Annotated in this window: 31 protein-coding genes; 14 read left to right on the top strand and 17 right to left on the bottom strand. The window is 71.5% G+C overall.

Annotated features, from left to right (window positions below):
• The first annotated feature begins 58 nt into the window (after positions 1-58).
• On the top strand, positions 59-550 hold the full coding sequence (locus BIV23_RS27490; protein WP_018547987.1) for an inorganic diphosphatase: 492 nt from the start codon (positions 59-61) through the stop codon (positions 548-550).
• 121 nt (positions 551-671) lie between these two features.
• A complete protein-coding gene (locus BIV23_RS27485; RefSeq protein ID WP_071383692.1) occupies positions 672-2,318 on the top strand; it encodes a threonine/serine exporter family protein in 1,647 nt (548 codons plus the stop codon).
• Positions 2,319-2,323: 5 nt separating this feature from the next.
• Here the strand turns inward: BIV23_RS27485 and BIV23_RS27480 are convergent, their stop codons facing one another.
• Positions 2,324-3,331, bottom strand: coding sequence for a DedA family protein (locus BIV23_RS27480; RefSeq protein WP_071383653.1), 1,008 nt, complete (start codon positions 3,329-3,331; stop codon positions 2,324-2,326).
• A 157-nt stretch (positions 3,332-3,488) separates the two neighbouring features.
• Here BIV23_RS27480 and BIV23_RS27475 point away from each other — a divergent pair, with 157 nt between their 5' ends.
• Positions 3,489-3,854: a YbjQ family protein gene (locus tag BIV23_RS27475; protein WP_071383652.1), complete on the top strand. Its 366-nt coding sequence runs from the start codon at positions 3,489-3,491 to the stop codon at positions 3,852-3,854.
• A gap of 50 nt (positions 3,855-3,904) precedes the next feature.
• On the opposite strand, the gene BIV23_RS27470 is transcribed toward BIV23_RS27475, so the two are convergent.
• Positions 3,905-4,666, bottom strand: a complete 762-nt coding sequence (locus BIV23_RS27470; protein ID WP_071383651.1) for a MerR family transcriptional regulator — start codon at positions 4,664-4,666, stop codon at positions 3,905-3,907.
• A 151-nt stretch (positions 4,667-4,817) separates the two neighbouring features.
• Here BIV23_RS27470 and BIV23_RS27465 point away from each other — a divergent pair, with 151 nt between their 5' ends.
• Complete coding sequence (locus tag BIV23_RS27465; protein WP_071383650.1) at positions 4,818-6,104, top strand: ion channel protein; 1,287 nt, start codon at positions 4,818-4,820, stop codon at positions 6,102-6,104.
• A 39-nt stretch (positions 6,105-6,143) separates the two neighbouring features.
• Positions 6,144-7,550 carry a glutamate decarboxylase gene (gene gad, locus BIV23_RS27460; RefSeq protein ID WP_071383649.1) on the top strand — a complete coding sequence of 469 codons (1,407 nt, stop codon included), beginning with the start codon at positions 6,144-6,146 and terminating at the stop codon, positions 7,548-7,550.
• Between the two features lie 7 nt (positions 7,551-7,557).
• Here the strand turns inward: gad and BIV23_RS27455 are convergent, their stop codons facing one another.
• On the bottom strand, positions 7,558-7,779 hold the full coding sequence (locus BIV23_RS27455) for a DUF397 domain-containing protein (RefSeq protein WP_071383648.1): 222 nt from the start codon (positions 7,777-7,779) through the stop codon (positions 7,558-7,560).
• Entirely contained in the window at positions 7,772-8,566 is a 795-nt protein-coding gene (locus BIV23_RS27450) for a helix-turn-helix domain-containing protein (protein ID WP_071383647.1), read from the bottom strand. Before BIV23_RS27450 ends, BIV23_RS27455 begins: the two co-directional genes overlap by 8 nt.
• A gap of 109 nt (positions 8,567-8,675) precedes the next feature.
• Between BIV23_RS27450 and BIV23_RS50535 the strand changes: the two genes are divergently transcribed.
• Positions 8,676-8,840 (top strand): hypothetical protein, encoded by a 165-nt coding sequence (locus tag BIV23_RS50535; protein WP_177240051.1) that lies wholly within the window; start codon positions 8,676-8,678, stop codon positions 8,838-8,840.
• Positions 8,840-9,166: a hypothetical protein gene (locus tag BIV23_RS27445; protein ID WP_071383646.1), complete on the top strand. Its 327-nt coding sequence runs from the start codon at positions 8,840-8,842 to the stop codon at positions 9,164-9,166. Before BIV23_RS50535 ends, BIV23_RS27445 begins: the two co-directional genes overlap by 1 nt.
• Before the next feature lie 13 nt (positions 9,167-9,179).
• Here the strand turns inward: BIV23_RS27445 and BIV23_RS27440 are convergent, their stop codons facing one another.
• The 3 genes from BIV23_RS27440 to BIV23_RS27430 form a co-directional block, all read right to left on the bottom strand.
• Positions 9,180-9,821: a PadR family transcriptional regulator gene (locus BIV23_RS27440; protein ID WP_071383645.1), complete on the bottom strand. Its 642-nt coding sequence runs from the start codon at positions 9,819-9,821 to the stop codon at positions 9,180-9,182.
• Between the two features lie 45 nt (positions 9,822-9,866).
• The gene (locus tag BIV23_RS27435; protein ID WP_071383644.1) at positions 9,867-11,327 is read right to left on the bottom strand and encodes an aldehyde dehydrogenase family protein; all 1,461 of its coding nucleotides are present in this window, start codon (positions 11,325-11,327) and stop codon (positions 9,867-9,869) included.
• Between the two features lie 66 nt (positions 11,328-11,393).
• Positions 11,394-12,227, bottom strand: coding sequence for a helix-turn-helix domain-containing protein (locus BIV23_RS27430; RefSeq protein ID WP_071383643.1), 834 nt, complete (start codon positions 12,225-12,227; stop codon positions 11,394-11,396).
• A 366-nt stretch (positions 12,228-12,593) separates the two neighbouring features.
• Between BIV23_RS27430 and BIV23_RS27425 the strand changes: the two genes are divergently transcribed.
• The gene (locus tag BIV23_RS27425; protein ID WP_071383642.1) at positions 12,594-13,070 is read left to right on the top strand and encodes an ATP-binding protein; all 477 of its coding nucleotides are present in this window, start codon (positions 12,594-12,596) and stop codon (positions 13,068-13,070) included.
• Positions 13,071-13,173: 103 nt separating this feature from the next.
• Here the strand turns inward: BIV23_RS27425 and BIV23_RS27420 are convergent, their stop codons facing one another.
• The 8 genes from BIV23_RS27420 to rpmG all read right to left on the bottom strand — a co-directional run bounded on the left by BIV23_RS27420 (position 13,174) and on the right by rpmG (position 16,852).
• The gene (locus BIV23_RS27420; RefSeq protein ID WP_071373266.1) at positions 13,174-13,452 is read right to left on the bottom strand and encodes a DUF397 domain-containing protein; all 279 of its coding nucleotides are present in this window, start codon (positions 13,450-13,452) and stop codon (positions 13,174-13,176) included.
• Positions 13,453-13,622: 170 nt separating this feature from the next.
• On the bottom strand, positions 13,623-14,123 hold the full coding sequence (locus BIV23_RS27415; protein WP_245790664.1) for an SRPBCC family protein: 501 nt from the start codon (positions 14,121-14,123) through the stop codon (positions 13,623-13,625).
• Entirely contained in the window at positions 14,120-14,467 is a 348-nt protein-coding gene (locus tag BIV23_RS27410) for an ArsR/SmtB family transcription factor (RefSeq protein WP_071383641.1), read from the bottom strand. Before BIV23_RS27410 ends, BIV23_RS27415 begins: the two co-directional genes overlap by 4 nt.
• A gap of 7 nt (positions 14,468-14,474) precedes the next feature.
• Positions 14,475-14,849, bottom strand: coding sequence for a VOC family protein (locus BIV23_RS27405; protein WP_071383640.1), 375 nt, complete (start codon positions 14,847-14,849; stop codon positions 14,475-14,477).
• A gap of 76 nt (positions 14,850-14,925) precedes the next feature.
• Positions 14,926-15,156 (bottom strand): 30S ribosomal protein S18, encoded by a 231-nt coding sequence (gene rpsR / locus BIV23_RS27400; protein WP_071383639.1) that lies wholly within the window; start codon positions 15,154-15,156, stop codon positions 14,926-14,928.
• Positions 15,156-16,418 carry a GTP-binding protein gene (locus tag BIV23_RS27395; RefSeq protein WP_071383638.1) on the bottom strand — a complete coding sequence of 421 codons (1,263 nt, stop codon included), beginning with the start codon at positions 16,416-16,418 and terminating at the stop codon, positions 15,156-15,158. The genes rpsR and BIV23_RS27395 overlap by 1 nt, the downstream gene beginning before the upstream one ends.
• Positions 16,415-16,678, bottom strand: a complete 264-nt coding sequence (locus BIV23_RS27390; RefSeq protein WP_071383637.1) for a type B 50S ribosomal protein L31 — start codon at positions 16,676-16,678, stop codon at positions 16,415-16,417. The genes BIV23_RS27395 and BIV23_RS27390 overlap by 4 nt, the downstream gene beginning before the upstream one ends.
• A gap of 9 nt (positions 16,679-16,687) precedes the next feature.
• Positions 16,688-16,852 (bottom strand): 50S ribosomal protein L33, encoded by a 165-nt coding sequence (gene rpmG / locus BIV23_RS27385; RefSeq protein WP_015658813.1) that lies wholly within the window; start codon positions 16,850-16,852, stop codon positions 16,688-16,690.
• 61 nt (positions 16,853-16,913) lie between these two features.
• Here rpmG and rpmB point away from each other — a divergent pair, with 61 nt between their 5' ends.
• From rpmB to BIV23_RS27365, 4 genes are all read left to right on the top strand, one after another.
• Positions 16,914-17,150 carry a 50S ribosomal protein L28 gene (gene rpmB / locus BIV23_RS27380; protein WP_071373260.1) on the top strand — a complete coding sequence of 79 codons (237 nt, stop codon included), beginning with the start codon at positions 16,914-16,916 and terminating at the stop codon, positions 17,148-17,150.
• Positions 17,150-17,455 (top strand): 30S ribosomal protein S14, encoded by a 306-nt coding sequence (gene rpsN / locus BIV23_RS27375; protein WP_071383636.1) that lies wholly within the window; start codon positions 17,150-17,152, stop codon positions 17,453-17,455. Before rpmB ends, rpsN begins: the two co-directional genes overlap by 1 nt.
• Positions 17,456-17,586: 131 nt before the next feature.
• Entirely contained in the window at positions 17,587-18,063 is a 477-nt protein-coding gene (locus tag BIV23_RS27370; protein WP_177240049.1) for a hypothetical protein, read from the top strand.
• A 98-nt stretch (positions 18,064-18,161) separates the two neighbouring features.
• Positions 18,162-18,683, top strand: coding sequence for a DUF4232 domain-containing protein (locus BIV23_RS27365; RefSeq protein ID WP_071383635.1), 522 nt, complete (start codon positions 18,162-18,164; stop codon positions 18,681-18,683).
• A gap of 144 nt (positions 18,684-18,827) precedes the next feature.
• On the opposite strand, the gene BIV23_RS27360 is transcribed toward BIV23_RS27365, so the two are convergent.
• A complete protein-coding gene (locus BIV23_RS27360; RefSeq protein WP_177240048.1) occupies positions 18,828-19,937 on the bottom strand; it encodes a DUF2786 domain-containing protein in 1,110 nt (369 codons plus the stop codon).
• A 225-nt stretch (positions 19,938-20,162) separates the two neighbouring features.
• Here BIV23_RS27360 and BIV23_RS27355 point away from each other — a divergent pair, with 225 nt between their 5' ends.
• Positions 20,163-20,933, top strand: a complete 771-nt coding sequence (locus BIV23_RS27355) for a Clp protease N-terminal domain-containing protein (RefSeq protein ID WP_071383634.1) — start codon at positions 20,163-20,165, stop codon at positions 20,931-20,933.
• Positions 20,934-21,051: 118 nt separating this feature from the next.
• On the top strand, positions 21,052-22,755 hold the full coding sequence (locus BIV23_RS27350) for a bifunctional 3'-5' exonuclease/DNA polymerase (protein ID WP_071383633.1): 1,704 nt from the start codon (positions 21,052-21,054) through the stop codon (positions 22,753-22,755).
• Positions 22,756-22,762: 7 nt separating this feature from the next.
• Here the strand turns inward: BIV23_RS27350 and BIV23_RS27345 are convergent, their stop codons facing one another.
• The gene (locus BIV23_RS27345; protein ID WP_079173402.1) at positions 22,763-26,104 is read right to left on the bottom strand and encodes an AfsR/SARP family transcriptional regulator; all 3,342 of its coding nucleotides are present in this window, start codon (positions 26,102-26,104) and stop codon (positions 22,763-22,765) included.
• Positions 26,105-26,435 lie beyond the last annotated feature (331 nt).

Here is a 26,435-nt window from a genome sequence, read left to right as displayed (position 1 = left end):
ACGTGCGTGAGGGACACTTAACCACCAGAACTATGTGCTGATCATGGAGGAGCCACCGGTGGAGTTCGACGTCACGATCGAGATCCCGAAGGGTTCGCGCAACAAGTACGAGGTGGACCACGAGACCGGTCGGATCCGCCTGGACCGTCGCCTCTTCACCTCGACCGCCTACCCGACCGACTACGGCTTCGTCGAGAACACCCTCGGCGAGGACGGCGACCCGCTGGACGCGCTGGTCATCCTGGACGAGCCGACCTTCCCGGGCTGCCTGATCAAGTGCCGCGCGATCGGCATGTTCCGGATGACGGACGAGGCGGGCGGCGACGACAAGCTGCTGTGCGTCCCGGCCACCGACCCGCGTGTGGAGCACCTGCGCGACATCCACCACGTGTCGGAGTTCGACCGCCTGGAGATCCAGCACTTCTTCGAGGTCTACAAGGACCTGGAGCCCGGCAAGTCCGTCGAGGGCGCCAACTGGGTGGGCCGCACGGACGCCGAGGCGGAGATCGAGCGGTCGTACAAGCGCTTCAAGGAGACGGGCGGCCACTGAGCCGGATCCGTCCCGCTGAAACGGGCCGCACGCGCACGCGTGCGGCCCGTTTGTGTTCCCGCCGCGCAGGCATGCGCATACTGAGGTCTGCAGGAGGGTGACGTTCAGGGAGCGGTGCGTGGTGACGGAGGCGGAGGACCGCAAGCCCCGGTCGGACGAGGCGCGGTACGACCCGGAGATCACGTCCGAGTTCGCCATTCCCAAGGGCATCGAGGTGCCCGAGGGCGGTGTCGAACCGGAGACCACGTCCGAGTTCGCCGTGCCGGACGGGCTGGCCGTGCCGCAGGCGCCGGGCGCGGAGCCCGAGGGGTCGGCGTTCAGCCTGCCGAGCGCCTACAGCGCGCCGAGCGCGTTCACCCCGGCTTACGGGATGCCGGCGGTCAGCCTGGTCAAGGACGCGCCGTGGCAGGACCGCATGCGCACCATGCTGCGCATGCCGGTGGCCGAGCGGCCGGCGCCCGAGCCCGTGCAGCGCCACGAGGAGGAGGGCCCGGCGGTTCCGCGCGTGCTCGACCTGACGCTGCGCATCGGGGAGCTGCTGCTCGCGGGCGGGGAGGGCGCGGAGGACGTGGAGGCCGCGATGTTCGCGGTGTGCCGCTCCTACGGCCTGGACCGCTGCGAGCCGAACGTCACCTTCACGCTGCTGTCGATCTCGCACCAGCCGTCGCTGGTGGACGACCCGGTGACGGCGTCGCGGACGGTACGGCGGCGGGGCACCGACTACACGCGGCTCGCGGCCGTGTTCCGGCTGGTGGACGACCTGACCGACCCGGAGACGCACGTCTCGCTGGAGGAGGCCTACCGGCGCCTCGCGGAGATCCGCCGCAACCGGCACCCCTACCCCGGCTGGGTGCTGACCCTCGCCGGCGGACTGCTGGCCGGTGCCGCCTCCATCCTCGTCGGCGGTGACCTGATCGTGTTCGTCGCGGCGGCCATCGGCGCGATGCTCGGCGACCGGCTGGCCTGGCTGTGCGCGGGGCGCGGACTGCCGGAGTTCTACCAGTTCACGGTCGCCGCGATGCCGCCAGCCGCGATCGGGGTGGCGTTCGCGCTGGCCGACGTCGACGTGAAGGCGTCCGCCGTGGTCACCGGCGGGCTGTTCGCGCTGCTGCCCGGGCGGGCGCTGGTGGCGGGCGTGCAGGACGGCCTGACCGGCTTCTACATCACCGCCTCCGCGCGCCTGCTGGAGGTCATGTACTTCTTCGTCGGCATCGTCACCGGCGTGCTGCTCGTCCTGTACTTCGGCGTGAAGGTCGGCGGCACGCTGAACCCGGACGCGGCGATGATGATCAACCAACGGCCGCTGATCCAGATCGCGGCGTCCATGGTGCTGTCGCTGACCTTCGCGGTCCTGCTCCAGCAGGAACGTTCGACCGTGCTCTGGGTGACGCTCAACGGCGGCGTCGCGTGGTCGGTGTACGGCGCGATGCACTACGTCGGCGGCATCTCGCCGGTGGCCTCCACGGCGGTGGCGGCGGGGCTGGTGGGCCTGTTCGGGCAGTTGCTGTCCCGCTACCGGTTCGCGTCGGCGCTGCCGTACACGACGGCGGCGATCGGGCCGCTGCTGCCCGGTTCGGCGACGTACTTCGGGCTGCTCAGCATGGCCCAGAACCAGGTGGACAAGGGGCTGGTGTCGCTGGCCAAGGCGGCGTCACTCGCCATGGCCATCGCCATCGGGGTCAACCTGGGCTCGGAGATCTCCCGGCTGTTCCTGCGGATCCCCTCCGCCGGGAAGCGCAGGGCCGCGAAGCGGACCAGGGGGTTCTGAGCGGCCTACTGGTTGCGGTAGCCGTCCGGGTAGGGGCTCTGGTCGTACGGGTTCGGCGCGTACTGCTGCTGGTCGTACTGCTGGTGCCCGTAGTGCTGCTGTCCGTGCTGCTGCTGTCCGTGCTGCTGGTACTGCCCCTGGTCGTAGTACTGCTGCTGGTCCCACTCCTGCTGCGGCTGCTGCTGATACTGCGGCTGCTGTTGAGGCTGCTGCTGGTACTGAAGATGCTGAGGCTGCTGCTGGTACTGCGGCTGCTGGTAGGCGTACGGCTCCGGCTCGGTCGGCTCGATGCGGCGGAGCTGGGCCGTCGCGTCGTCCGTCACCGGCTGCTGGTACGCGGGCCGGGACTGCTGCGGGACGGGCCGCGGCTCGGGGCGGGCGGCCTCCTGCTTCCTGGCCTTGCTCCGCGCGCGCAGGAACTCGATCGCGATCGGGACCACGGAGACGAGGACGATCAGGATGAGGATCGCCTCGATGTTGTTCTTGACGAAGTCGATCTTGCCGAGCCAGGAACCCAGCAGCGTGACGCCCGCGCCCCACAGGGTGCCGCCGATGACGTTGAACGTCACGAACGAGCGGTACTTCATGCCGCTCACGCCCGCGATGATCGGTGTGAACGTGCGCACCACGGGCACGAAGCGGGCCAGGACCAGGGACTTCGGGCCGTACTTCTCGAAGAACTCGTGCGCCTTGGTGACGTTCTCCTGCTTGAACAGGCGGGAGTCCGGGCGGTTGAAGAGGGACGGACCGACCTTCTTGCCGAACATGTAGCCCGCCTGGTCGCCGAGTACCGCGGCGAGGCAGATCAGGCCGACGGCGCCCCACAGAGGGAAGTTCATCTGATGCGAGGTGATCAGCAGGCCGCAGGTGAACAGCAGCGAGTCACCGGGCAGGAAGAACCCGATGAGCAGGCCGGACTCGGCGAAGACGACGAGCAGCAGGCCCCATATGCCGAAGTTGTCCAGCAGGTTGTTGGGATCGAGCCAGCTCGGGCCGAGGGCGAGTGTCATCACGGGTCCGGGCTCCTGAAGGGGTGAAGGCGGTTGCGGCGGCTGAACGGCGTGCTTCCCTGCGAGTGCCGCCCAAAGCTATCAACGTGAGGTGACCGCCCCAGGTTCCACCGATGTCTCCAGGATGCACTGGGGAACGACTGAGAGAAAGCTGTGACGCATGGGACTCGAAGACTACGGCGGCGGCCAGGAGCCGCAGCCGGACGTACTGGTCGTGACGACGAACGACGTGCCCGGACACCGGGTGGAACAGGTGATCGGCGAGGTCTTCGGACTCACCGTGCGCTCGCGCCACCTCGGCAGCCAGATCGGCGCCGGGCTGAAGTCGATGATCGGCGGCGAGCTGAAGGGTCTCACCAAGACGCTCGTGCAGACCCGCAACCAGGCCATGGAGCGCCTGGTGGAGCAGGCACGCGCGCGTGGTGCCAACGCCGTGCTCGCGTTCCGGTTCGACGTGACCGAGGCCGCCGACGTGGGCACCGAGGTGTGCGCCTACGGCACCGCGGTGGTCCTCGCCAAGGAGTGACCGCGGTCCCGGCCCGGGAGCGAGCTCGTGCGCACCCGGGCCGGGACCGGTCAGGAGGTGCGCCGTTCGGCGTTGGCGAGGATCGCGCCCCGCAGATGCTCGGCGAGGCCCGGCCGCACCGCGTCGTAGAACGCCTTGAAGCGCTCGTCGGAGACGTACATCTCGGCGAAGCACCGGTGCATCTCGTACGACACCTCGAAGTACCACCGGCCGATGTGCTCCCGGTGCTCCTCGGCGAGGTCCGTCGCGGCCTCGCCGGTCGGCTCCTCGCCGGCGTCCACCAGGGCGGCGTAGCGCTCCTGCCAGTCGTCGACCTCGGCCTGGATGCGCTTCCAGTCCTCCTTGGTGTAGGTGGCGGCGCGGCGCTGGGACTCCGCGTACGCCTCGGTGTTGCCCCAGCGCTGCTCCGCCTCCTCGCGGTACTGCTCGGGGTCCTTGTCCCCGAAGACCTCGAACCGCTCCTCGGGGGTGAGTTGAATGCCCATCGTGCGTGCCTCCATGGCGTGCTCCACGGCCGCGGCCATCTTCTGCAGCTGCTCGATCCGGGCGGTCAGCAGGTCGTGCTGACGGCGCAGGTGGTCCTGCGGGTCCGCCGCCGGATCGTCGAGCAGGGCCGCGACCTCGTCGAGCGGGAAGCCGAGCTCCCGGTAGAACAGGATCTGCTGGAGCCGGTCGAGATCGGCGTCGGTGTAGCGCCGGTGCCCGGCGTGCGTGCGCCCGCCGGGCACCAGCAGGCCGATCTCGTCGTAGTGGTGCAGGGTGCGCACCGTGACCCCGGCGAACCCCGCGACCTGTCCCACGGAGTAGCTCACTTTTCCGCTCCTTGTCGTCGGTACGCCCTCCACGCTGAGGCCTCACGTGGCGTGAGGTGCAAGCCGGTCCGGGCTCCGGATCACCCCGGATGCCGCACGCACTGTGCTCGCCCTACGCGTTTAGTCCGTTTTATCCGTTTATGGTGAGGTCGTGGCCCAGGACACCGTGCGGCAGCCGCCCCCGACCGCTTCCACGGCTCCGGCACGGTCCCTGCTGCCGTTCATCCTGCCCGCCGCCGTCGTGGGCGTGGCCGCGGCCCTGGTCTTCGTCGGGGTGAGCGCGGCCGCGGAGAAGCTGCAGCACGTGCTGTGGGGACCACTGCCGGACGCGCTCGGGGTGGGCCGCTACTCGGCGCTGTGGATGTTCGTCATGCTCGTGGCGACCGGGATCGCGGTCGGGCTGGTGGTCTGGAAGGTGCCGGGCCACGCCGGCCCCGACCCGGCGACGCTCGGCCTGGACGCCCCGGTCCTGCCGCCGGTCGTGCTGCCGGGCCTGGTGCTGGCGGCCGGGCTGATGCTGGCCGGCGGGCCGAGCCTCGGCCCGGAGAACCCGGTCATCGCCGTGAACGTGAGCCTCGCGGCCTGGCTCGGCACCCGGCTGCTGCCTCGGACACCGGACTCGCTGTGGCCGGTGCTGGCCGAGTCGGCGACGATCGGCGCGCTGTTCGGCGCCCCGGTGGCGGCGGCGCTGGTCGTCTCCGAGGCGCTGGCCGGGAAGCCGATGCGGGGGCGGCTGTGGGACAACCTGTTCGCGCCGCTCACGGCCGGCACGTGCGGGGCCCTGACGACCGACCTCGTCTTCCACCCGACCTTCGACCTGGGGCTGCCGCCGCTGCGCCACCTCGACGCGAAGGACGTGCTGGCCGCCGTGGTGATCGCCCCGGCCGCCGCGCTGCTCGGCATGAGCGCGGTGTACGCCTTCCCGTACGTCCACGCGGCCTTCCGGCGGCTGCGGCACCCGATGCTGATGCTGCCGGCGGGCGGGCTCGTGCTGGGCGCGCTGGGGGCGCTGGGCGGGCATCTGACGCTGTTCAAGGGGCTGGCGGAGGTCGAGGAGCTGGCCCGGCACCCGCAGGGCTGGCCGGCGGGGCGGTTCGCCGTGATGACGGTGGTGAAGCTGGCGGCGCTGCTGGTGGCGGCGGCCTGCGGCTTCCGTGGCGGCCGTATCTTCCCGGCGGTCTTCATCGGCACGTCGCTGGGCCTGTGCGCCCATGCGCTCGTTCCGGCCGTGCAGCCCTCGGTGGGCGTGGCGACGGGCGTCCTGGGCATGCTCCTGGCTGTCACGCGACACGGCTGGGTCAGCCTGTTCACCGCCGCCGTCCTGGTGGCCTCGCCCGCTGTCCTCACCCTGCTGTGCATCGCCTCGCTGCCCGCCTGGCTGCTGGTGACGGGGCGTCCGCAGATGCAGTTGCGGCCGGACGGCACCCCGGTCCGCTGATCCCGCCGATCCGTTCCCGAACTCCTGGAGGCACGTTTCATGGCCCTGCACAAAGGTCCCGAGCAGCACCAGAAGCGCGTGATGTCGGTCAACCCGTTCTTCGGTGAGGCCAATCCGGTCGCCGGCATGACCGAGGCCCCGCCCACGCACCGGCTCCCGGACGGCCCGCTGCCCCCGAACACGGCGTACCAGCTGGTGCACGACGAGCTGATGCTGGACGGCAACTCCCGGCTGAACCTGGCCACGTTCGTCACCACCTGGATGGAGCCGCAGGCCGGGGTGCTGATGGGCGAGTGCCGCGACAAGAACATGATCGACAAGGACGAGTACCCGCGCACGGCCGAGCTGGAACGGCGCTGTGTGGCGATGCTCGCCGACCTGTGGAACGCGCCCGACCCGTCGGCGGCGGTGGGCTGTTCGACGACCGGGTCCAGCGAGGCGTGCATGCTCGCCGGGATGGCGCTGAAACGGCGCTGGGCGGCGCGCAACGCCGACCGCTCTCCGGGCGCCCGCCCGAACCTGGTCATGGGCATCAACGTCCAGGTGTGCTGGGAGAAGTTCTGCAACTTCTGGGAGGTGGAGGCCCGGCAGGTGCCGATGGAGGGCGACCGCTTCCATCTGGACCCGCAGGCGGCGGCCGAGCTGTGCGACGAGAACACCATCGGGGTCGTCGGCATCCTCGGCTCGACCTTCGACGGCTCCTACGAGCCGATCGCCGACCTGTGCGCGGCCCTGGACGCCCTCCAGGAGCGCACCGGACTCGACGTCCCGGTGCACGTGGACGGCGCGTCCGGCGGCATGGTGGCACCCTTCCTGGACGAGGACCTGGAGTGGGACTTCCGCCTTCCCCGCGTGGCCTCGATCAACACCTCCGGGCACAAGTACGGGCTCGTGTACCCCGGCGTCGGCTGGGCACTGTGGCGGGACGCTGAGGCGCTGCCGGAGGAGCTGGTGTTCCGGGTGAACTACCTGGGCGGCGACATGCCGACCTTCGCGCTCAACTTCTCCCGGCCCGGCGCGCAGGTGGTCGCGCAGTACTACACCTTCCTGCGCCTCGGCCGCGACGGCTACCGGGCGGTGCAGCAGTCGACCCGGGACGTGGCGACCGCGCTGGCCGAACGCATCGGAGAACTGGGCGACTTCAGGCTTCTCACCCACGGGGACGAGCTGCCGGTGTTCGCCCTGACCACGGCCGACGACGTCACGGCGTACGACGTCTTCGACGTCTCCCGGCGGCTGCGCGAGAGCGGCTGGCTGGTGCCGGCGTACACCTTCCCGGCGAACCGCGAGGACCTGTCCGCCCTGCGGATCGTGTGCCGCAACGGCTTCTCGCACGACCTGGCCGACCTGTTCCTGGACGACCTGACCCGCCTGCTGCCCCAACTACGCCGCCAGCCACATCCGTTGACTCGGGACAAAGAGGCGGCGACGGGGTTCCATCACTAGACGGTGTTCAGGGGCGCAGGGCTCCGCCCCTGACCCCCGCGACGAACGACGCCCACGCGGGCCCCGCGACGAGGAGCGCGGGGCCCTCCGGGCGCTTGGAGTCACGGACGGGGACGCCGGAGGGGTGGTGGTCGAGGACTTCGAGGCAGTCACCGGCCTCGGAGTTGCTGTAGGAGGACTTCCGCCAACCGCTCAGCGAGGCGGCGTTCGGTATGGATCGGTCAGCCATGGTGCTCGTACTCCTCCGCACTGGCCCTGAGGAAGGCCAGTGACTCCTTCAGCGGCATCGCGTCGCTCATCGCGAGATCGTAGTGATGCTGCAGCTCCCTGACCACGGACGGGGAATCGTGCAGCTTCCCCATTCGGTGAGTCTCACCGTACGCGAGCGGCGGCTGATCCTCGAACCACATCAGTTTGAGCATGCCCTGCATAAGCGGGTGCTGGCCTGCATCAAACGGCATCACATGAGCGCGGATGCGTCCGGCCTCTGCCAGATGAACGACGTGCATGATCTGCTCCGCCATGACGCCCCCACTAGCCACCGGGCGCCTCAACAACAACTCGTCCAGCAGCGCCCACACCACCGGCGTCGTTGGATCTTCCAGAATCTTCGCGCGCTCAAGGCGTGTGACAACACGCCGGTCACACTCCTCCTCACCCACCGGAGGGGACAACGCGCCGAGAATCGCGCGCGCGTACCTTTCCGTCTGAAGGATGCCCGGGAAGTACGCCACAGCGAACTCCTTGATCAACACCGCCTGTTGTTCGAGTACGCGCACCGCCTCGAAGTAGTCGGCGATCGACTCTTCCTCCCGCGGCAGAAAACTACTGAGCACATTCCCCGTGTTCAGTGCCACATCCAGCCGCCTCGCGTCCTCCTTCGACGGCACCCTGCGCCCCGCCTCGATATGCGCGATGTGCGAACGCGTCATGACGGCCATGTCGGCCAACTGCTGCTGCGTCAGCCCCGCCGCCTCGCGCTGCTCCCGGAGCCAGTCGCCGTACTTGCTGCCCACCGGATCAACTCCCTTGTGACAAATGCTCCGTCACACGCTTCCCTCTGGCGAGGCTAGCCCGCGTGACCGCACAGTGTGATCAGTTCGACACAGAAAGCGAGTTCGCGACATGGGTCACCGCTTCGTCCGCCGCCTCTTCGGGCCACTGCGCCGCCGACGCCGTCCGAGTACGGCGGCCTCCCCGCCGCCCACGCCCTACGTGCCCCGTCTCGTCGCGGGCCGGGTGCCCGGCATCGGAGTGGGCGCCTGTCTGGATGCCGAGGTGGGCAAGTGATGTCCGGCGGGAACGGGACCCGGCTGCTGCCCTGGACGGGGCATGGGGGCAAGCCCTGTTATCTCGTGACCGACGGGTCGGGGCAGATGTCCCGGATCGCCGACACCGTCGAGCGTGTGCAGCTCGGCATGGCCCACGATCTGCTCGGGCACGCGAGCGACCTGCTCGCCGACGACGGACCGACGCCCGCCCAGCTCCGGTTCCTGCTGGCCCGGATGAGCGAGGCGCTGACCGCCGTACTCCGGATCGCCCAGAGCCGTGGCGCCCGCCTCCCGGTGCCCGTCCACGACGGCGCCGATACCGGCGCCGAGGGCGACGGACTCTGAACCGGCCGCTCCCTCAGCGGTCGTCCTCAGGATGCCGCTCCCCCGTCGCGTACGGGTTCTCCTCGCCCTCGGCGAGCACGCCGACGAACGGTTCGCCCTCGTCCGCGAAGGTGTACGCGCCGGTCTCCAGGCGCTCCACGAGGCCCCGGGTCCACGCGTCCTCGGAGTCGGCCGTGTGGACCCACATGTTCATGATCTCGCCGATGTGACCGAGCTGGGCGGACCCGCCCTCGGGCACGTAGTGCTCGGTCACCGAGGCCCGCCACGCCTCGATCCGCCGCGAGCGCTCCTTCAGCAGCTCCACCGCCTCGGCCCGGGGCAGGTCGACCATGAAGCCGAGGGCGGCCGTCTTCATGTCGCCGCGCTGGTCGTACGTGACCAGCGCCTCGCGCAGCAGGGCGAAGTACTCCTCGGTGCCCTGCCGCGTGACCTCGTACTCGGTGCGGGGCGGGCCGCCGGCCGTGGACGGCGCGATCTCGTGCGCGAGCAGCAGCCCCTGCTTGGCCATCTGCTTCAGGGCGTGGTAGATCGAGCCCGGCTTGGCGTGGGACCACTCGTGCGCGCCCCAGTACTCCAGGTCGCCGCGCACCTGGTACCCGTGGGCCCGCCCGTGCTGGCGTACCGCGCCCAGCACGAGAAGACGGATCGCTGACATGCGGTCCAGGTTATTGCCACCGGCTACCGCCGAAGACGGACCCGGTCAGAACGGGAAGCCGCTGCGCCCGTGCTGGACCGAGATCCACTTGATGGTCGTGAACGCCTCCAGCGTCGTCTCGCCGTTCAGCCGGCCGATGCCGGAGTGCTTCTCACCGCCGAACGGCACGAGCGGCTCGTCGTGGACCGTGCCGTCGTTCACGTGGAACATGCCCGTGTCGATCCGCTTGGCGAAGGCGACGCCCCGCTCGATGTCACCGGTGTGGACGGCACCGCTGAGGCCGTACGGAGTGTCGTTGACGATGCGGACCGCCTCCTCCTCGCCGTCGAACCGGATGAGGAAGACGACCGGGCCGAAGACCTCCTGCCGGAGCAGCGCGGAGCCGGCCGGGACGTCCGTGAGCACGCTGGGCTCCACGAGGTTGCCCTCCGTGGCGCCCCGGACCAGGGCCGTGGCGCCCTCGGCGAGCGCCTGCTCGACGGTGCCGGAGAGGGCGGCCGCCTGCTGGGAGTTGATCACCGGGCCGATGACGGTCCGCGGGTCGCGCGGGTCGCCGGTCTTCAGGGTGCGGACCTTGGCGACGAACTTCTCGGTGAACTCGTCGGCGACGGAGGCGTCCACGAGGACCCGGTTGGCGGCCATGCAGACCTGGCCCTGGTGCACGAACCGGCTGAAGACCGCCGCGTCCACCGCGTAGTCGAGGTCGGCGTCGTCGAGGACCACCAGCGCGCTGTTGCCGCCGAGTTCGAGCACCGAGCGCTTGAAGTGCTTGGCGCACACGGTGGCGACGTGCCGGCCGACCGCGTCGGAGCCGGTGAAGGAGATGACCTTCGGGACCGGGTGTTCGAGGAAGGCGTCGCCGATCTCGGCGATGTCGGTGACGACGACGTTGAGCAGGCCGCCGGGCAGCCCGGCGTCCTCGAAGATCTTCGCGATCAGGGTGCCGCCCGCGATCGGGGTGTTCTGGTGCGGCTTGAGGACCACGCCGTTGCCGAGCGCGAGGGCCGGGGCGACCGACTTCAGCGACAGCAGGAAGGGGAAGTTGAACGGGCTGATCACGCCCACGACCCCGACCGGCACCCGGTAGACGCGGTTCTCCTTGCCGTCGGCCGGGGAGGGCAGGATCCTGCCCTCGGGACGCAGCGCGAGATGGATCGACTCGCGCAGGAACTCCTTGGCGAGGTGCAGCTCGAAACCGGCCTTCACGCGCGTGCCGCCCAGTTCCGCGATGATCAGGTCCGCTATCTCCTGCTCGCGGTCCTCTATCAGCCGCAGGGCGCGCTCGAGGACCGCACGCCGTGTGTAGGGGTTGGTCTCGGCCCACTGCTTCTGGGCGCGCGCGGCGGCCCGGTAGGCCTGGTCCACCTCGTCGACGGTGGCCACGGTGATCGAGGCCAGCTTCTCGTCGTCGTACGGGTTGAAGTCGATGACGTCCCAGGAGCCGGTGCCCGGACGCCATGCGCCGTCGATGTACTGCTGGGCCAGGTCGCTGAAGTAGGACGACATGTGATCCCTCAATCACTCGCGGACAGATCCGGTCAAGGTCTGATCGCATGTCATCGTACTTACGTTTCAGGAGAGTTGGAGGAGACCCCGCAGAAGATCCCGGCTCTCGTCGGGGCCCGGGCTGTCCTGCTGGAGTTCCTTCAGCGCCTGCTCGTACTGGGCGACGTCCTCGCGCTTGTCGAGGTAGAGGGCGCTGGTCAGCTGCTCCACGTAGACGACGTCGGACAGGTCGGCGTCCGGGAAGCTGAGAATGGTGAAGGCGCCGCTCTCGCCGGAGTGCCCGCCGAAGCGGAACGGCATCACCTGGAGGCGTACGTTGGGCCGCTCGGAGACGTCGATGAGGTGCTGGAGCTGACCGCGCATCACCTCGCGGTCGCCGTACGGGCGGCGCAGGGCGGCCTCGTCGAGGACGATGTGGAACTCGGGGGCACCGGCGGCGTCGTCGGCGAGCAGGTACTTCTGCCGCTCCAGGCGCAGGGCGACCCGGCGCTCGACGTCGTCCGGGCTCGCGCCCGTCATGCCGCGCCGCACCACCGCGCGCGCGTACTGCTCGGTCTGGAGCAGGCCGTGGACGAACTGGACCTCGTAGACGCGGAGCAGCGAGGCGGCGCCCTCCAGGCCCACGTAGGTGGGGAACCAGCTGGGCAGGACGTCGGTGTAACTGTGCCACCAGCCCGCCACGTTGGCCTCGCGGGCGAGGGAGAGCAGTGACTGGCGCTCGGCCTCGTCGGTGATGCCGTACAGCGTCAGCAGGTCTTCCACGTCCCTGACCTTGAAGCTCACCCGGCCCAGTTCCATCCGGCTGATCTTCGACTCGGATGCGCGGATCGAGTAACCCGCCGCCTCGCGCGTGATCCCCCGTGCTTCACGCAGCCGCCTGAGTTGCGAGCCGAGCAGCATCCGCCGCACCACCGATCCGGGCTCTCCCGCGCTCACGTTCGCCAGCCTCCCCAACCCGTCCTAGGGGCCGCAGTCTGCCACTAAAACGCTTCGCGCAGTACTCGCCCGGTTACGGAAACGGAAAGAGCTCGGCCGTTTCTGCCTGCGTCTGACGGGAAGAGGTCAGGACCACTGATGGCAATCACGCTGAAGATGGCAGAAAAAATGGCCAAGAAGCGGTACGGGCAGTGCCATTTCGGTCGCGTGCACGTGCATCTGCCCTTGCATCTGCTCTGCGCTTCCGAAACCATGGTGCCGCGCCACCGCTGCATCGCAACGACCGCGAACTCCCCGGGAGTGCCTCGCATGGGAACGAATGGATCGACCATGCTCAAGCCGTTACGGCAGGGCCTTCCGCCGTTGGATCCCGCAGCCGTGTCGGACGCCGCGTCCTGCGCCCTGCCCGCCCGCTACGAAGCGGTGCGCGAGGCACGGTGCTTCACTCGCGCCACCCTCGACCAGTGGGACGTCGGCGACCGCTTCGACGACATATGCCTCGTCGTCTCCGAACTCGTCACCAACGCCCTGCGCCACGCGGTGCCGACCGACACGGCGTGCGCCGCGCACACCGCCCCGTCCGCCCGGCTGCACCTGATGCGCTGGACCGAGCGGCTGGTGTGCGCGGTGCGCGACCCGAGCCACGAGACGCCGACCCCACGCGACTCGGACGACTTCTCGGCCGAGTCCGGGCGCGGGCTGTTCCTGGTCGACTCCTTCGCCGACAGCTGGGGCTGGCACCCGCTCGCGGGCACGCTCGAAGGCAAGGTCGTCTGGGCGCTGTTCCGGCTCCGGCCGACGACCTGACTCGGTGCAGCGCCCGGCCACGCACACTTTCTACGCGCGTCGCCCCGGATTCCCCGCCCGGCCCGACATCGTTGCCACCACGGGCACCGCCGGATCCGTCACGTCACCCGGCGATCAGGTGGTCGAACTCGCCGTCCTTGATGCCGAGGAGCATCGCCTCGATCTCCGCGCGCGTGTAGACGAGCGCGGGCCCGTCCGGGAAACGCGAGTTGCGTACGGCGACCTCACCGCCCGGCAGCCGGGCGAACTCCACGCAGGAGCCCTGCGAGTTGCTGTGCCTGCTCTTCTGCCAGGCCACTCCGTCCAGCTGCGTCGCAGCCATGCCGTTGTACACGTTGCACACGTCGTACCCCCCGTACACGCCGTCAACGTCGCGGTCCACAGGTCGCTCCCCGCTGGTGCACTGGCTGGTGTGGCCATGGATGCTGTAGTCAACTGACCCGGATCATAACCCCGTTCACGTGCGGATGCATGAGCAAATGCACGTGCACGCGTGGTGTTCCCATGGTTACAGCTTTGACGTTCGCTTTGCCCGCCGGGAAGACGCCTGTGTCACCGAAGCCGTTCGAGCGTCTGCCCCAGAGCAGGCAGGACATGCCCCCGCCATCCCCCGTCCATGATCTTCCGCGCCATCAGCTGAGCCGGGTCGTCCGGATCGAACCCCTCGTGCACTAGGAACAGACGCGTTCCGCGCCCTTCCTGTTCCAGGGTCCACGTGATCGTCCAGTCGGCCCGGTTGGCCCGATCGGCGTCCGCCCAGCGGACGGACAGCATCCGCTCGATGTCGTAGGCCAGGACCCGCACCTCCACGACGCCCGAGAAGTCGGCGTTGGGACGCGGGACGGAGGTCATCCGGTACACGTGCCCGACCTCCAGCCGGAAGCCCTCGGCTCCGGGCATCTGCCAATGCACGAGCAGATCGGGGTCGGTCAGGGCGCGCCAGACCTTGGCGGGCGGGTGCGGGAAGAACTGGTCGACGCGGACGGTCGTCAGGTCGTCATCGGGCGTCATGCCGTCATCGGGCGTCATGCCGTCATCGGGTTCGGTGCTCATGGCCGGTCATCGTCGGGCATGCGGTCGAGCAGATCACCGAGGCCCTTCAACTGCTCGCGCCAGAACCGCTCGTACGGGTGGAGCCAGTCCTGCACCTCGGCGAGCGGGGCGGCCCGGAGACGGTAGATGCGCTGACGCCCGGAGCGCTGCTCGGAGACGAGGCCGGCCTCCCGGAGCACCTTCAGGTGTTCCGAGAGGCTCGGGCGGCGCATGTCGAAGTGGTCCGCGAGGGCCTGGACCGGCTGCGGCCCGCGCTCGCGCAGCAGCCGCAGTACCTCGCGGCGGGTGGCGTTGGCGAGCGCGGCGAAGACGCGGTCCTCGGCGGCCGCGGCGGTCCCGTTCATCGGCTGGTCAGAAGCCTTCCTTCTCCGTCAGCAGCATCAGACCGTTGCCGTCGGGGTCCGCGAAGGAGGCCATGCGCCCCCAGGGCAGTTCGTCCGGGCCCTGCACGGGGATCCCGGCCGCGGCGAGCCGGGCGCAGTCCGCGTCGACGTCGGTCGTGACCAACATGATCCCCCGCGCGGAGCCGGGCTCGAAATCACCCATGCCCGGACCGGAGAGCGTGAAGACGGTCTGCGCCCCCTCGGGGGCGACCTGGAGCCAGCGGCCCTGGGGCATGTCCCGGTCGGCGGTGACCGCCAGACCGAGGACGTCCCGGTAGAAGCGCAGGGCGCGGTCCTGGTCGGAGACGGGAAGCGTGACGAATGAGGCGTGCGTGATGGTCATGCCCGAAGAATAGGTAGGCGATCCCCTACGCGTCAATCGTAGGGAATCACCTACCTATATAGCCCCACCTCCGTGTTCACCTGCTGAAGTACGGCAGCAGCGCCATTTGCCGCGCGTTCTTGATCGCCTGCGTCAGCTGCCGCTGCTGCCGCGTCGTGACCCGGGTGACGCGGCGGCTGCGGATCTTGCCGCGGTCCGAGACGAACTTCCGCAGCAGCTCGGTGTCCTTGTAGTCGATGTACGTGACCCCGGCCTGGTCCAGGGGGTTCGGGCGGGTGCGGGGCGTGCGGTCGGTCTTGCGGGACATCAGATCTCCAGCAGGGTGTCGAAGGCGGGCGTGAGCCGCTTCCAGGCGTCGCGGCCGGCGGCGTACTCCGCGTCGGTGAGCAGACAGGTCTCCAACAGGTGCACGAGCCCGTCGCGGTCCAGGCCGGGCGAGGTGAAGACCAGGTGGTTGCAGCAGTCGCCGTGCTCCGGGTGCCAGTCCAGCGCGGCGGCGGCCCGGCGCACCGGCGGCACCAGTTCCCAGGCCGCGTCCGGCAGCGCCGCCAGCCACGGCCCCGCGCTCTCCACGCACAGCGCGCCGCCGGCCGCGTCCCAGTGCAGGAGCGCGTCGGGCTTGTCGGCGAGCCAGAACCGGCCCCGGCTGCGGGCCGCGGCACAGGTCAGGTCCTCCAGTGCCGCGTAGAGCCGCTCCGGGTGGAAGGGCCGGCGACGATGCCAGACCAGCGTCGAGACACCGTGCCCGTCGGCCTCGGCGGGCAACCGGGCACAGGCCGGATGCTGCGCCGCCGCGGCCGCCTCGACATCGAACCCGGCGAGGGCGGCGCGGGCGAGGGGACCCGGCGGCTGTTGCCCTTCCGGCACTTCAGGGGCTTCCGGGGCTCGCGGCTCCGGTGCACGTGCAGCTGCCGGGTCTGATGCGGGTGCGACCCCGTTGGACGGCGGGAGTGGGGGTGGGGTGCCCGGCAGGGAGCCGTGGCCGATCGGGACCTGGCGGGCGGTCGGGTGGAGTTGTGCGAGCAGCTCGCGGTCCTCGTCGTCGGCCTCCGGGGAGTCGGCGACGGCCAGGACGGGGGCGTACTCCAGCTGACGGGCGAAGGTGTCGGCGATCGTGCGCTGGTCGGTGGCGGCCGCGGCGAGGCCCGCCTCGGCGAGGTCGTCGCCGTTGCCGAGGTACGGCAGGACCAGCGCCGGGTCGACGGCGGTGATCACGGACGTGACGGTCAGCCCGCCCGACGCGATCACCTCGGCCATCGCCCTGGGCTCGACCGAGTCCCACAGCTCGACGACGGCGAGCCGGGTCGCGCCGTCGGCGGCGAGCCGCCGTAGCTCGGGCACCAGATCCTCGCGCAGCGCACAGCACGCGCAGTCGTTGACCAGCGGCGTCCCGCCCGAGGACAGGACCCCGCCGCGGTCGCGGACCGTGCGAACGACCGTACCGGCGGCGGCCGTCGCCAGGTCGTGGTGGAGTACGACACTGCCGGGCACGTCGGCCAGCAGCCGGTCGACGGCGGCCCTGCGCGCGTCGGCGTGCAGCCCGCCGACGACGGCCACCGCCAGGCTCACGCGCCGCCCCGCTTCCCGTACCGGCGCTCGAAGCGCTCCACGCGCCCGGCGGTGTCCAGCACGCGCGCGGTACCGGTGTAGAAGGGGTGGCTGACGTTCGAGATCTCGACGTCGACCACCGGGTAGGTGCGACCGTCCGTCCACTCGATCGTCTTCCCGCTCACCCTGCTCACGAGCGTCGAGCGGGTGAGGAAGGCGTGGCCGGCGGCACGGTCACGGAACACGACGGGCCCGTAGTCCGGGTGGATTCCCTTGCGCATGGCGGCGGCTCAGCGCTCCTCTCGGAAGTCGACGTGCCGGCCGGCGACCGGGTCGTACTTGCGCAGCGTCATACGGTCCGGGTCGTTACGGCGGTTCTTGCGGGTGACGTAGGTGAAGCCGGTCCCGGCGGTGGACCGGAGCTTGATGACCGGGCGGAGTTCGTTGCGTGCCATGCTGCTATCTTACTGAAAATGAAATCCATTACGAACTATGCCTGAGGAGAGCTGCGTCACCATGTCCGCGCACTGCATGCTCACCGGAGCCCGGCCGGGCTTCGGCAACCGCGTTTCCCACTCCCACCGGCGCACCTCCCGCCGCTTCGACCCCAACATCCAGAGCAAGCGCTACTGGCTTCCCGGTGAAGGGCGCTACGTCCGGCTGCGACTGAGCGCGCGGGCCGTGAAGACCGTCGACGCGATCGGTGTCGAGGCGGCCGTGGCCCGGATCCGCGCCCGGGGGGTGCGGATCTGATGGCGAAGAAGAGCAAGATCGCGAAGAACGAGCGCCGCAAGGAGATCGTGGCCCGGTACGCCGCCCGGCGCGCCGAGCTGAAGGAGGTCGTCCGGCGGCCGTCGTCCTCGGACGCCGAGCGACTCGCCGCGCAGCGCGAGTTGCGCCGGCAGCCGCGGGACGCGAGCGCCACGCGCGTGCGCAATCGCGACCAGGTGGACGGCCGTCCGCGCGGCTACCTGCGCGCCTTCGGCCTGTCCCGGGTGAGTCTGCGCGAGCAGGCTCACAACGGATTCCTGCCCGGGGTCCGGAAGTCCTCCTGGTAAGGGCTGGTAGCTTGCTGCGGGCCGCCCGGCCGAGGGCGGCCGGCCGCTACAGCTTGGGAGCTTTTCCGGTGACTTCTGCGACTGCAAGGGCTGCACGGACCGCGAAGGTTGCGAGGGTTGCGCCCGCAAGGGTGCGGACCGCCGTCGTGGCCGCGGGGCTGGTGGGCGCGCTCGCCGCGCTGACCGCGTGCAGCGGGGGCGGCAGCGACAAGAGCACCGCCAAGACCACGCCGAGCTCCACCGCGACGCCCTCCTCGTCGCCCTCGGGCTCCGCAGCCGTGACCGGCGCGTCCGGCAAGCTCCAGGGCAGCTGGGTCACCACGAACGGCGGCAAGATCGTGGCGCTGGTGATCAGCGGGAAGAAGGCCGGACTCTTCGTGACCGGCCAGAAGGCGTGGTGCCAGGGCACCGCGGGCGAGCAGTCGGGGATGCAGATGATCCATCTGACCTGCCCCGGCGGCAGCGACGACCGGGGCACCGGCATGGTCGACTCGGTCGACTCCAAGTCCCTGAAGGTGACGTGGTCGGGCAAGGCGGGCCAGGAGACGTACAGCAAGGCGGAGGGCGGCAGTCTGCCGACCGTGCCGACGGCTCACCCGAAGAAGTGACCCACCTGAAGTGGTGATTCCGGAGGGGTGGGCGAACACGGCCGGGCCGCAGGCGCCATGATGCAGGGGCACCGTCACGACCTCGATGGGACCTGCTCATGCGCGCCATTCCGCTCACCGTCACCGCCCTCGCCGCCGCCCTGCTGCTGACCGCCTGCAACGGCGGCAGCAGCAGCAAGAGCAGCGGCACCAGCGGCAAGAACAGCTCGGCCTGCGAGATCGGCAAGGTCTCCGTGCAGATCGGGTCGGCGAGCGTGGCCCCGGGCGTCGGTGACACGGGCGAGATCCCCGTCAGCCTCACCAACCAGAGCGCCCCCTGCACCCTGGATGACTTCGCCGGTGCCGTGCTCGGCGCCGGCGGTGCCCAGGCCAAGGTGCCCGTGCTCAAGGGCGCCAAGGCCCAGAAGCTGAAGCTCAACAAGGGCGACTCGGCGACCTTCACCATCACCTACGTGCGCGGCAAGGCGGGCGCCAAGACCGGCCTGGACGCGAAGACCGTGCAGATCACCCTGCCCGGCACCAGCGCCTCCCGCAGCTTCCCCTGGTCGTACGGCCCCGTCGCCGAGCAGGGCGGCGCCCCGAACGCCTCGGTGAGCGCCTTCCAGCAGGTCGGCGACTGACACGACTGAGGCGACTGAGGCGTCCCGCGGAACCGACGCGGCCCGCGGAACCGTCGGGAGGCGCATCCGCTCGGGCCATCCGCTCGGACGCACCCGCCAGGCGCGCCCGCCCGGACTCATCCGCCCAGGTTCATCCGCCCAGGTTCATTCGAGGCGGGGGCGGGAGCGGACCTGCGCCCGGTCGGCCGCCCGCGCGCCCTCCGTCCATCCGGCCGCGTCGCTCACCCCGCGCAGCCGGGCCGTGGTGGTCTGCGGGAACATCCGCTCCATCCGGTCCATGACGGCTATCTCCCGGGTGGCCAGGACCGGCAGCAGATCCTGGCTGACCTGGCTCTCGGCGACGGCCGCGAGCCGGTCACCCACGCGGTGGGCGTAGGCGGCGAGGAACGACTGCCGGAAGGTCTTGGTCCGCTTGCGCCCGCCCGCCCGCTGCGCGGCCTCCGCCCCGGCCATCGCGTGCGTGGCCTGCACCAGCAGCGAGGTGTAGAGCAGCTCGACCGTCTCCAGGTCCGCCTCGAAGCCGACGACCGTGGAGAAGCCCAGCGGTTCGTTCCACACCGCGCGGCAGTGGTTCGCGCCCGCCACCGCGTCCAGCAGCACCGCCTTGGCCTGTTCGTACGGCGGCTCGACCCCGATCCGGCAGGCCCCGGGCGCGTCCGGCGCGGGCGCCTCGGCGGCGAGCAGCGCCTCGTCGACACTGTGCCGGGCCATCAGCTCCTGCGCCTTGGCGCTCAGCGCCTCCGCCTCCTCCGGATACCCGGTCGCCTCGGCCTTGGCGAGCAGCGCGCGGATCCGGGCGAGCATGCGGGAGGCCTGCGGACCGGCCGCGCGGCGGGGCTCGTCCTGCAGCGGCTCCAGGGCGGGCAGCCGCAGCAGCAGGCGGTACAGCTCCAGCGCGGTCGTGGCCCGCGAGAAGCGGTCGGCGTCGCGCGCGGGCGCCTCGGGCAGCTCGGCCAGCTGGGCGTTCCACCGGCGCCCGCGCGCGCGGTCCCGGCCGGCCTGCACCCGGATCAGCGCGGCCGCCAGGCTCACGTGCGCCTCCGCCAGCTCGCGCCGCACCAGCCGTACGACATCGGCGGGCTGCCAGCCACGCTGCCAGGCCGTCGCGACGAACTCCTCGCCGCGCCGCGCGAGTTCGGCATCGGCGGAGGAGTCGGCGGCGAGCAGGGAGGCGCCCGTGTCGAGCCCGGTGTCGGTGTCGTCGTACAGCGCGGCCCGAAAGGCCCGCTCGACGGTGGTGGCAGTGCTGGTCACGCCTTCGATCGTGCCATGCCCCACCGACAGCGGACCGGGCGTCGTCCACAGCCTGTGGATAAATACCGGGGGGATGTCCCGGCGGCCGGAAGCCGGGGCGCGGGGCGCGACCACGGTAATGGCCCAGGGATGCCGGTGCCGGGAGGGCGCTCCCGTCCATCCGTTGGAAGATTGGACTGTCAACCATCGGTTGACATCACCAGGGAGGCAACCTACGGTTGACACATGGCGACCAACCCGAACATCACGGCATCCGTGCGCCTCGACGACCTCATCGAGGCCATCAAGAAAGTTCACCCCGAACCCCTCGACCAGCTCCAGGACGCGGTGCTCGCCGCCGATCACCTCGATGACGTGGCCGACCACCTGATCGGCCACTTCGTCGACCAGGCCCGCCGCTCCGGCGCCTCCTGGACCGAGATCGGCAAGAGCATGGGCGTGACCCGGCAGGCGGCCCAGAAGCGGTTCGTGCCGAAGGAGTCCAACGACCTCGACCCCGGCCAGGGCTTCAGCCGCTACACACCGCGCGCGCGGAACGTGGTCGTGGCCGCGCACAACGAGGCGGTGGCGGCCCGCAACCCCGAGGGCCGGCCCGAGCACCTCGTCCTCGGGCTCCTGGCCGAGCCGGAGGGCCTGGCGGCGAAGGCGATCATCGAGCAGAACGTCCTGCTGGACTCCGTACGGCAGGCCGCGACCGCCGCGCTCCCGCCCGCCGCGGACGACATGCCCGACCTGATCCCCTACGGCCCCGAGGCCAAGAAGGCCCTGGAACTCACCTTCCGCGAGGCCCTGCGCCTCGGCCACAACTACATCGGCACCGAGCACATCCTGCTGGCGCTCCTGGAGCAGGAGAACGGCGAGGGCGTCCTCAGCGGCCTCGGCATCACCAAGGCCGGGACCGAGACGTACATCGCCAAGGTGCTGTCGCTGCTGGCGGACCAGAAGCTGCCGGGGACCGGCGGGGCGGCGGACGAGTCGCCCACCGCCGAGGGCTGAGGCCGCCCGTCCTGTCCGAAGGGCGCCGCCGTCGGCCGACAGACCTCCGCCGTCGCCCCTCGAAAGGATGAAACAGCAGGTCGGAGGGATTGTCAGACCGGCCTGTCAGACTCGCACCATGACCGACCGGTGGGCACTCGCTCCGGCCGAGGACGGTGGCGTGGACGTCGCGCCCCTCGGCCGGGACGGGCTGCCCGCAGGGCCGGTGCGGCGGGAGAGCGATCCCGCCGGGGCGGTGCGGAGCCGCCCGGAGGTGACGCGCTGGGTGTGGCGGTCCACCCCCGAGGTCTACCCGCGTCTGCTCGCCACGGGGGTGCGAGTGGAGCGGTGCTACGACATCGAGGACGCCGAGACACTCCTGCTGGGTCACGAGGGCCGGCACGGCGAGCCACGCTCGGCCGCCGCCGCCCTGGCCCGCCTCCGGGGCGGCCCCGTACCGCCCGACCCGCCGCTGCGCGCGGCCGAACCGGGCGCACAGTCCCCGCTGTTCGAACCCATGGGCAGCAGCCCCCTGCCCCTGGCCGACCTCCTCGCGGTCTACGCCGAGCAGCTGCGGCGGCACGCGCGCACGGCCCACCCCGACCGGATGCGGCTGCTGACGGCGGCCGAGTCGGCCGGGATGCTGGTGGCCGCCGAGATGAACCACGCGGGCCTGCCCTGGAGCGCCGAGGTCCACCGCGAGCTGCTGCACGGCCTGCTGGGCGAGCGGTACGCGGGCGGGGGCGAGCCGCGCCGCCTCGCCGAGCTGGCCGACGAGGTGTCCGCCGCCTTCGGCCGCCGGGTGCGCCCCGACCTGCCGGCCGACGTGGTCAAGGCCTTCGCCCAGGCCGGGATCAAAGTGCGCTCGACGCGCCGCTGGGAGATCCAGGACATCGACCACCCCGCCGTCGCCCCCCTGCTGGAGTACAAGAAGCTGTACCGCGTCTGGGTCGCCCACGGCTGGTCCTGGCTCCAGGACTGGGTGCGCGACGGCCGTTTCCGCCCCGAGTTCCTCGCCGGGGGCACGGTCACCGGACGCTGGGTGACCAATGGCGGCGGCGGGCTGCAGATCCCCAAGGTGATCCGCCGGGCCGTGGTCGCCGACCCCGGCTGGCGGCTGGTGGTGGCCGACGCCGACCAGATGGAGCCGCGCGTGCTCGCCGCGATCTCCCGTGATCCCGGTCTGATGGAGGTCGCGGGCCGCGAGAGCGACCTCTACCAGTCGGTCTCCGAGCACGCCTTCTCCGGCGACCGCGACCAGGCCAAGCTCGCGGTGCTCGGCGCGGTCTACGGCCAGACCTCCGGAGACGGCCTGAAGAACCTGGCCGCGCTGCGCCGCCGCTTCCCGAAGGCCGTCGCCTACGTCGACGAGGCAGCCCGCGCGGGCGAGGAGGGCCGGCTCGTGCGCACCTGGCTGGGCCGGACCTGCCCGCCCGCCGCCGGCTCCGGCGAGGACGCGGCGGAGGAGGCGGGCATCCCCCTCGGCGAGGACGACGGCGAGCCGGCGTCGGCGGACGGCCAGGCCTGGGTCCCCGGCTACGCCTCGACCAACTCCCGCGCGCGCGGCCGCTTCACGCGCAACTTCGTCGTCCAGGGCAGCGCAGCCGACTGGGCCCTGCTGATGCTCGCCGCGCTCCGCCAGGCCTGCGCGGATCTCAAGGCCGAGCTGGTCTTCTTCCAGCACGACGAGGTCATCGTGCACTGCCCCGTCGAGGAGGCCGACACCGTCGTGGCGGCCATCCGCGCCTCGGCCGACCTCGCCGGACGGCTGACCTTCGGCGAGACACCGGTGCGGTTCCCGTTCACCACGGCGGTGGTGGAGTGCTATGCCGACGCCAAGTGACCACCGGTCACGCCCCCTTGGGCCGGTCGCCCCGATCCACTCGATCCACTCGGTCCGTTCGGTCCCCCCGATCCACTCGATCCGTTCCGTCCCCTCGGTCCGGTCGGTCCTCGGCGAGCAGGGCGCGCAGTTCGCCGAGGACGGCCTGGTCGTCCGTGCCGTCCAGTGCCGCGAGGGCCGCGCGCCAGGCGTCGTACGCCTCCGGCCACCGCCCCCGCTCGCGCAGCAGCAGCCCGTGCTGGTGCCGGGCGAGCCCGCCGATGTACCGGTCGGCGCGGGCGTCCGCGCGCCGCAGCAGCTCGGCGCACTCCCCGTCCGCCCGCTCGGTCTCCCCCAGCAGTCGCAGCGAGCGGACCAGGCCGAGCCGGGTCTGGGACTCGCCGTGCCAGTCGTCGGCGCCGCCGAGGATGCGCAGGCTCTCCTCGAAGTGCCCTGCCGCGGCCGCCGGTTCGCCCAGGGCGAGATGCGCATAGCCGATGTTGCAGTGCGCCGTGTGCCGCACGATGAACGCGCCGATCGCGTCCCCGATCGCCAGCGAGTGCCGGTGCTGCTCGATGGCGGCACGCGGGTCGGTGTGCTCGTAGAGGTTGCCGAGATGCTGGTGGGTGATGGCCTCGCCGTAGGGGTCGTCCAACTGCCGCGAGCACGCGAGACTCTGCCGCAGCGCCTCCTCGGACTCCTCGAACCGCCCGAGCCCCTCCAGCAGCAGCCCCCGGTTGTTCAGACAGCGCCGGACCCGGGAGGCCGTGCCGAGCCGCCGCCAGATCTCCAGGGAGCGGTCGGTGAGGGCGAGGGCCTCCTTCTTCCGGCCGGTCAGAAAGTGCAGGCCCGAGAGGTCGCCGAGGGCGTACGCCTCGGCCGCCGCGTCCCCGAGCCGCCGCGCCGCCCCGAGCCCGGCCCGCCCCAGCACCTCCATCTCGGCGAAGTGCCCCCTGCGCTGGATGCACGGGAAGAGGAGCCGCACGAGCACGGACAGATACGCGGCCCGGTACGGGTCGGCCGTCTCCGCGTTCCGCGCCACCAGGGTGACCACGTTCTCCAGCTCCACCTCCCCCCACCCGAAGGCCTCCTCGGCGGACCCGAAATACCCCAGCCCAGCCACGTCGGACGCGTGTCCCGCCGGCTGCGCGGAGGTCGCCCGCCGCCGGTCCTCCAGATCGAGCCCGGGCTCCACGATCGCCTCGATCATCCGCTCGGCGACGGCGGCGTACCAGCGAAGGGCGGCCAGGTCGGGGGAGGCGGTTTCGGCTGCGCCGGCAGGTGAGCCGGTGTCCGCCACGGCGTCCGGTGTCCCGTCGTCGGCATCCCGTTCCAGGTCGGCGAGTTCGCGGGCGAAGTCACGGACCAGGTCGTGCGGGGTGTAGCGGCCGTAGGCGGTCTCCTCCAGGAGGGCCACGTCGACCAGGCGGTCGAGGGCGCCCTCGGCACGGCGCTCGTCGATGCCGGTGAGGCGGGCGATCAGCGGGGCGCCGTAGGTCGGCAGGTCGAGCGCGCCGAGGTGGCGCAGCGCGAGGGCCGCGTCCCGGTCGGCCTCGCGCACGGCGGCGGCGAGCGCGTCGTGGGCGACGGCCAGGGAGCGCCGGACGCTCAGGTCGTCGTATTCCAGATGACGCAACCGGCCGCCGGTCTCCGCCAGTTGACCGGCCAGCACCTCGGGGGTGAGGGCGCGGCGGGCGGCGAGCCGGGCCGCGACCACGCGCAGCGCCAGCGGGAGCCGCCCGGTCAGCTCGACGAGCGGGTGCCCGGCGTCCAGACCCTCCCGCCCGCTCACCGCGCGCAGCAGCGCCGCGCTGTCCTCGGCGGTCAGCGGGGTGAGCGGGAAACGCCGGGCGCCGTCGAGCGCCGTCAGCGGCGAACGGCTGGTGACGATCACGGCGCAGCCGGGCCCGGCCGGCAGCAGGGGCCGTACCTGGGCCGCGTGCGCCGCGTCGTCCAGCACCAGCAGAATGCGGGCCGGAGCGAGCAGCGAGCGGAGCAACGCGGCTGCGGCGTCGGGGTGTTCGGGGATGCCGCGGGGCTCGACACCCAGGTCCCGGAGCAGCGCGGCGAGGGCCTGTACGGCGGTCAGCGGGGTCATGCCGGGGGTGGCACCGTGCAGGTTGACGTAGAGCTGACCGTCGGCGAAACGTTCCCGCAGCTCGTGTGCGACGTGCAGGGCGAGCGCGCTCTTGCCGACGCCCGCCATGCCGCTGATCACGGCGACGGCAGGGGCCGGCGCGGACGGCTCGGTGAGCGCGCGCCGCAGCTCGGCGAGCGCGTCCGTGCGCCCGGTGAAATGGGCCGGCGGAGCGGGGAGCTGGGCCGGACGCGGGGTCTGCCGAGCAGCCGGTGGGGCCGGCTCCCGCCCCTCCCCGAGCGGCCCCGCGCCCCCCTCGCCCTGCCCCGCGTCCCGCGTGCTCTCCTTCTCCACGGCGACGGCCTCGACGGGCCCGTCGCCGTGCCCCTGCCCGCGGACGTCCTCCACCGCGGCGTCCGCCCGCTCCCGCTGCCGGCCGCTCCCCCGCAGCACCTCGACATGCACCGCACGAACCGCCGGGCCGGGTTCGACGCCGAGTTCCTCGATCAGGCGTGCCCGCAGGTCGCGATGGACGGCGAGGGCCTCGGCCTGGCGGCCGGTGCGGTGCAGGGCGAGCATGAGCTGACGGTGATACGCCTCGCGCAGCGGATATTCGGCGACGAGCGCGGCCAGCTCCGGTACGAGCGCCGCCAGCCGTGCGCCGCCGAGGGAGAGTTCGGCGTCGTAACGCCACTCCAGCAGGAGCAGCCGCGCCTCCCCCAGGCGCTGCACCAGCGCGTAGCCGCCGAAGTCGGCGGGGAGCCCGCTGAGCGGGGTACCGCGCCAGAGCGACAGCCCGTACGTGCACGCCCGTACGACGTCCGGCCACTCCCGCCGGGCGTGCGCGGCCCGCGCCTCCGCGACCCGGGCGTCGAAGACGTGCACGTCCAGCTCGCCGTGTTCGACGCGCAGCACGTACCCGGGCGGTACGGCCCTGAGCCGCTCGGGGTCGTCCAGGAGCCGGCGCAGCCGCGTGACGTGGTTGTGCAGGGACGCCTGCGCGGAGACGGGCGGCGCCCCGCCCCAGAGGGCGTCCTTCAGCGACTCGACCGACACGACCCGGCCCCCCTCCAGCAGCAACGCGGCCAGCAGGGCGCGCACTTTGGGACTGCCGATGGCCCGGACACCGCTGTCGGGGAGGTCGTCGAAGGCCTCGCTGGAAAGAACACCAGGAGTCTCGTACGCCGCCTTGTGCACGGTCTTGCACTGCGCCTCGTACGAAATCTCGTACGCCGGCCGGTCATACAGGCCCGGTGGTCCCAGCAGCCCGAACCGCAGCCCGCACCGCCGCATCACGCCGCTCCACTGCCTTCCCGCGCGGTCGGGGCCGACCGCACTGCGTGGTGGGCGCACGCCCACCGTTCCCTGGCGGAAACCCGCCCTGCCCACAACGGTTTCCCGCCACCTTCCGCCGACCGAACCCGCCCTGGGTCGGCCCGGGACCGGCTCACGGACCGGACGGTCCGACGGCCGGGCTCCCGTACGCTCGGCGAGTTCCGGCCACCCGGTTCGCGACCTTCAGGCGAACCGTTGGCCACATGTTAGCGATCCGTTGGAGAGTCCTGATGTGATCACTTCATCGGATCCGGCCCCACGGCGCGCGCGTGTGTCGCGTAACTCGGGG

Source organism: Streptomyces monashensis (assembly GCF_001866665.1).
In the GTDB taxonomy this organism is placed as follows: Bacteria; Actinomycetota; Actinomycetes; order Streptomycetales; family Streptomycetaceae; genus Streptomyces; species Streptomyces monashensis.
The sequence above is the reverse complement of the archived record's forward strand: the minus strand, read 5'-3'. Positions and strand labels throughout refer to the sequence as shown.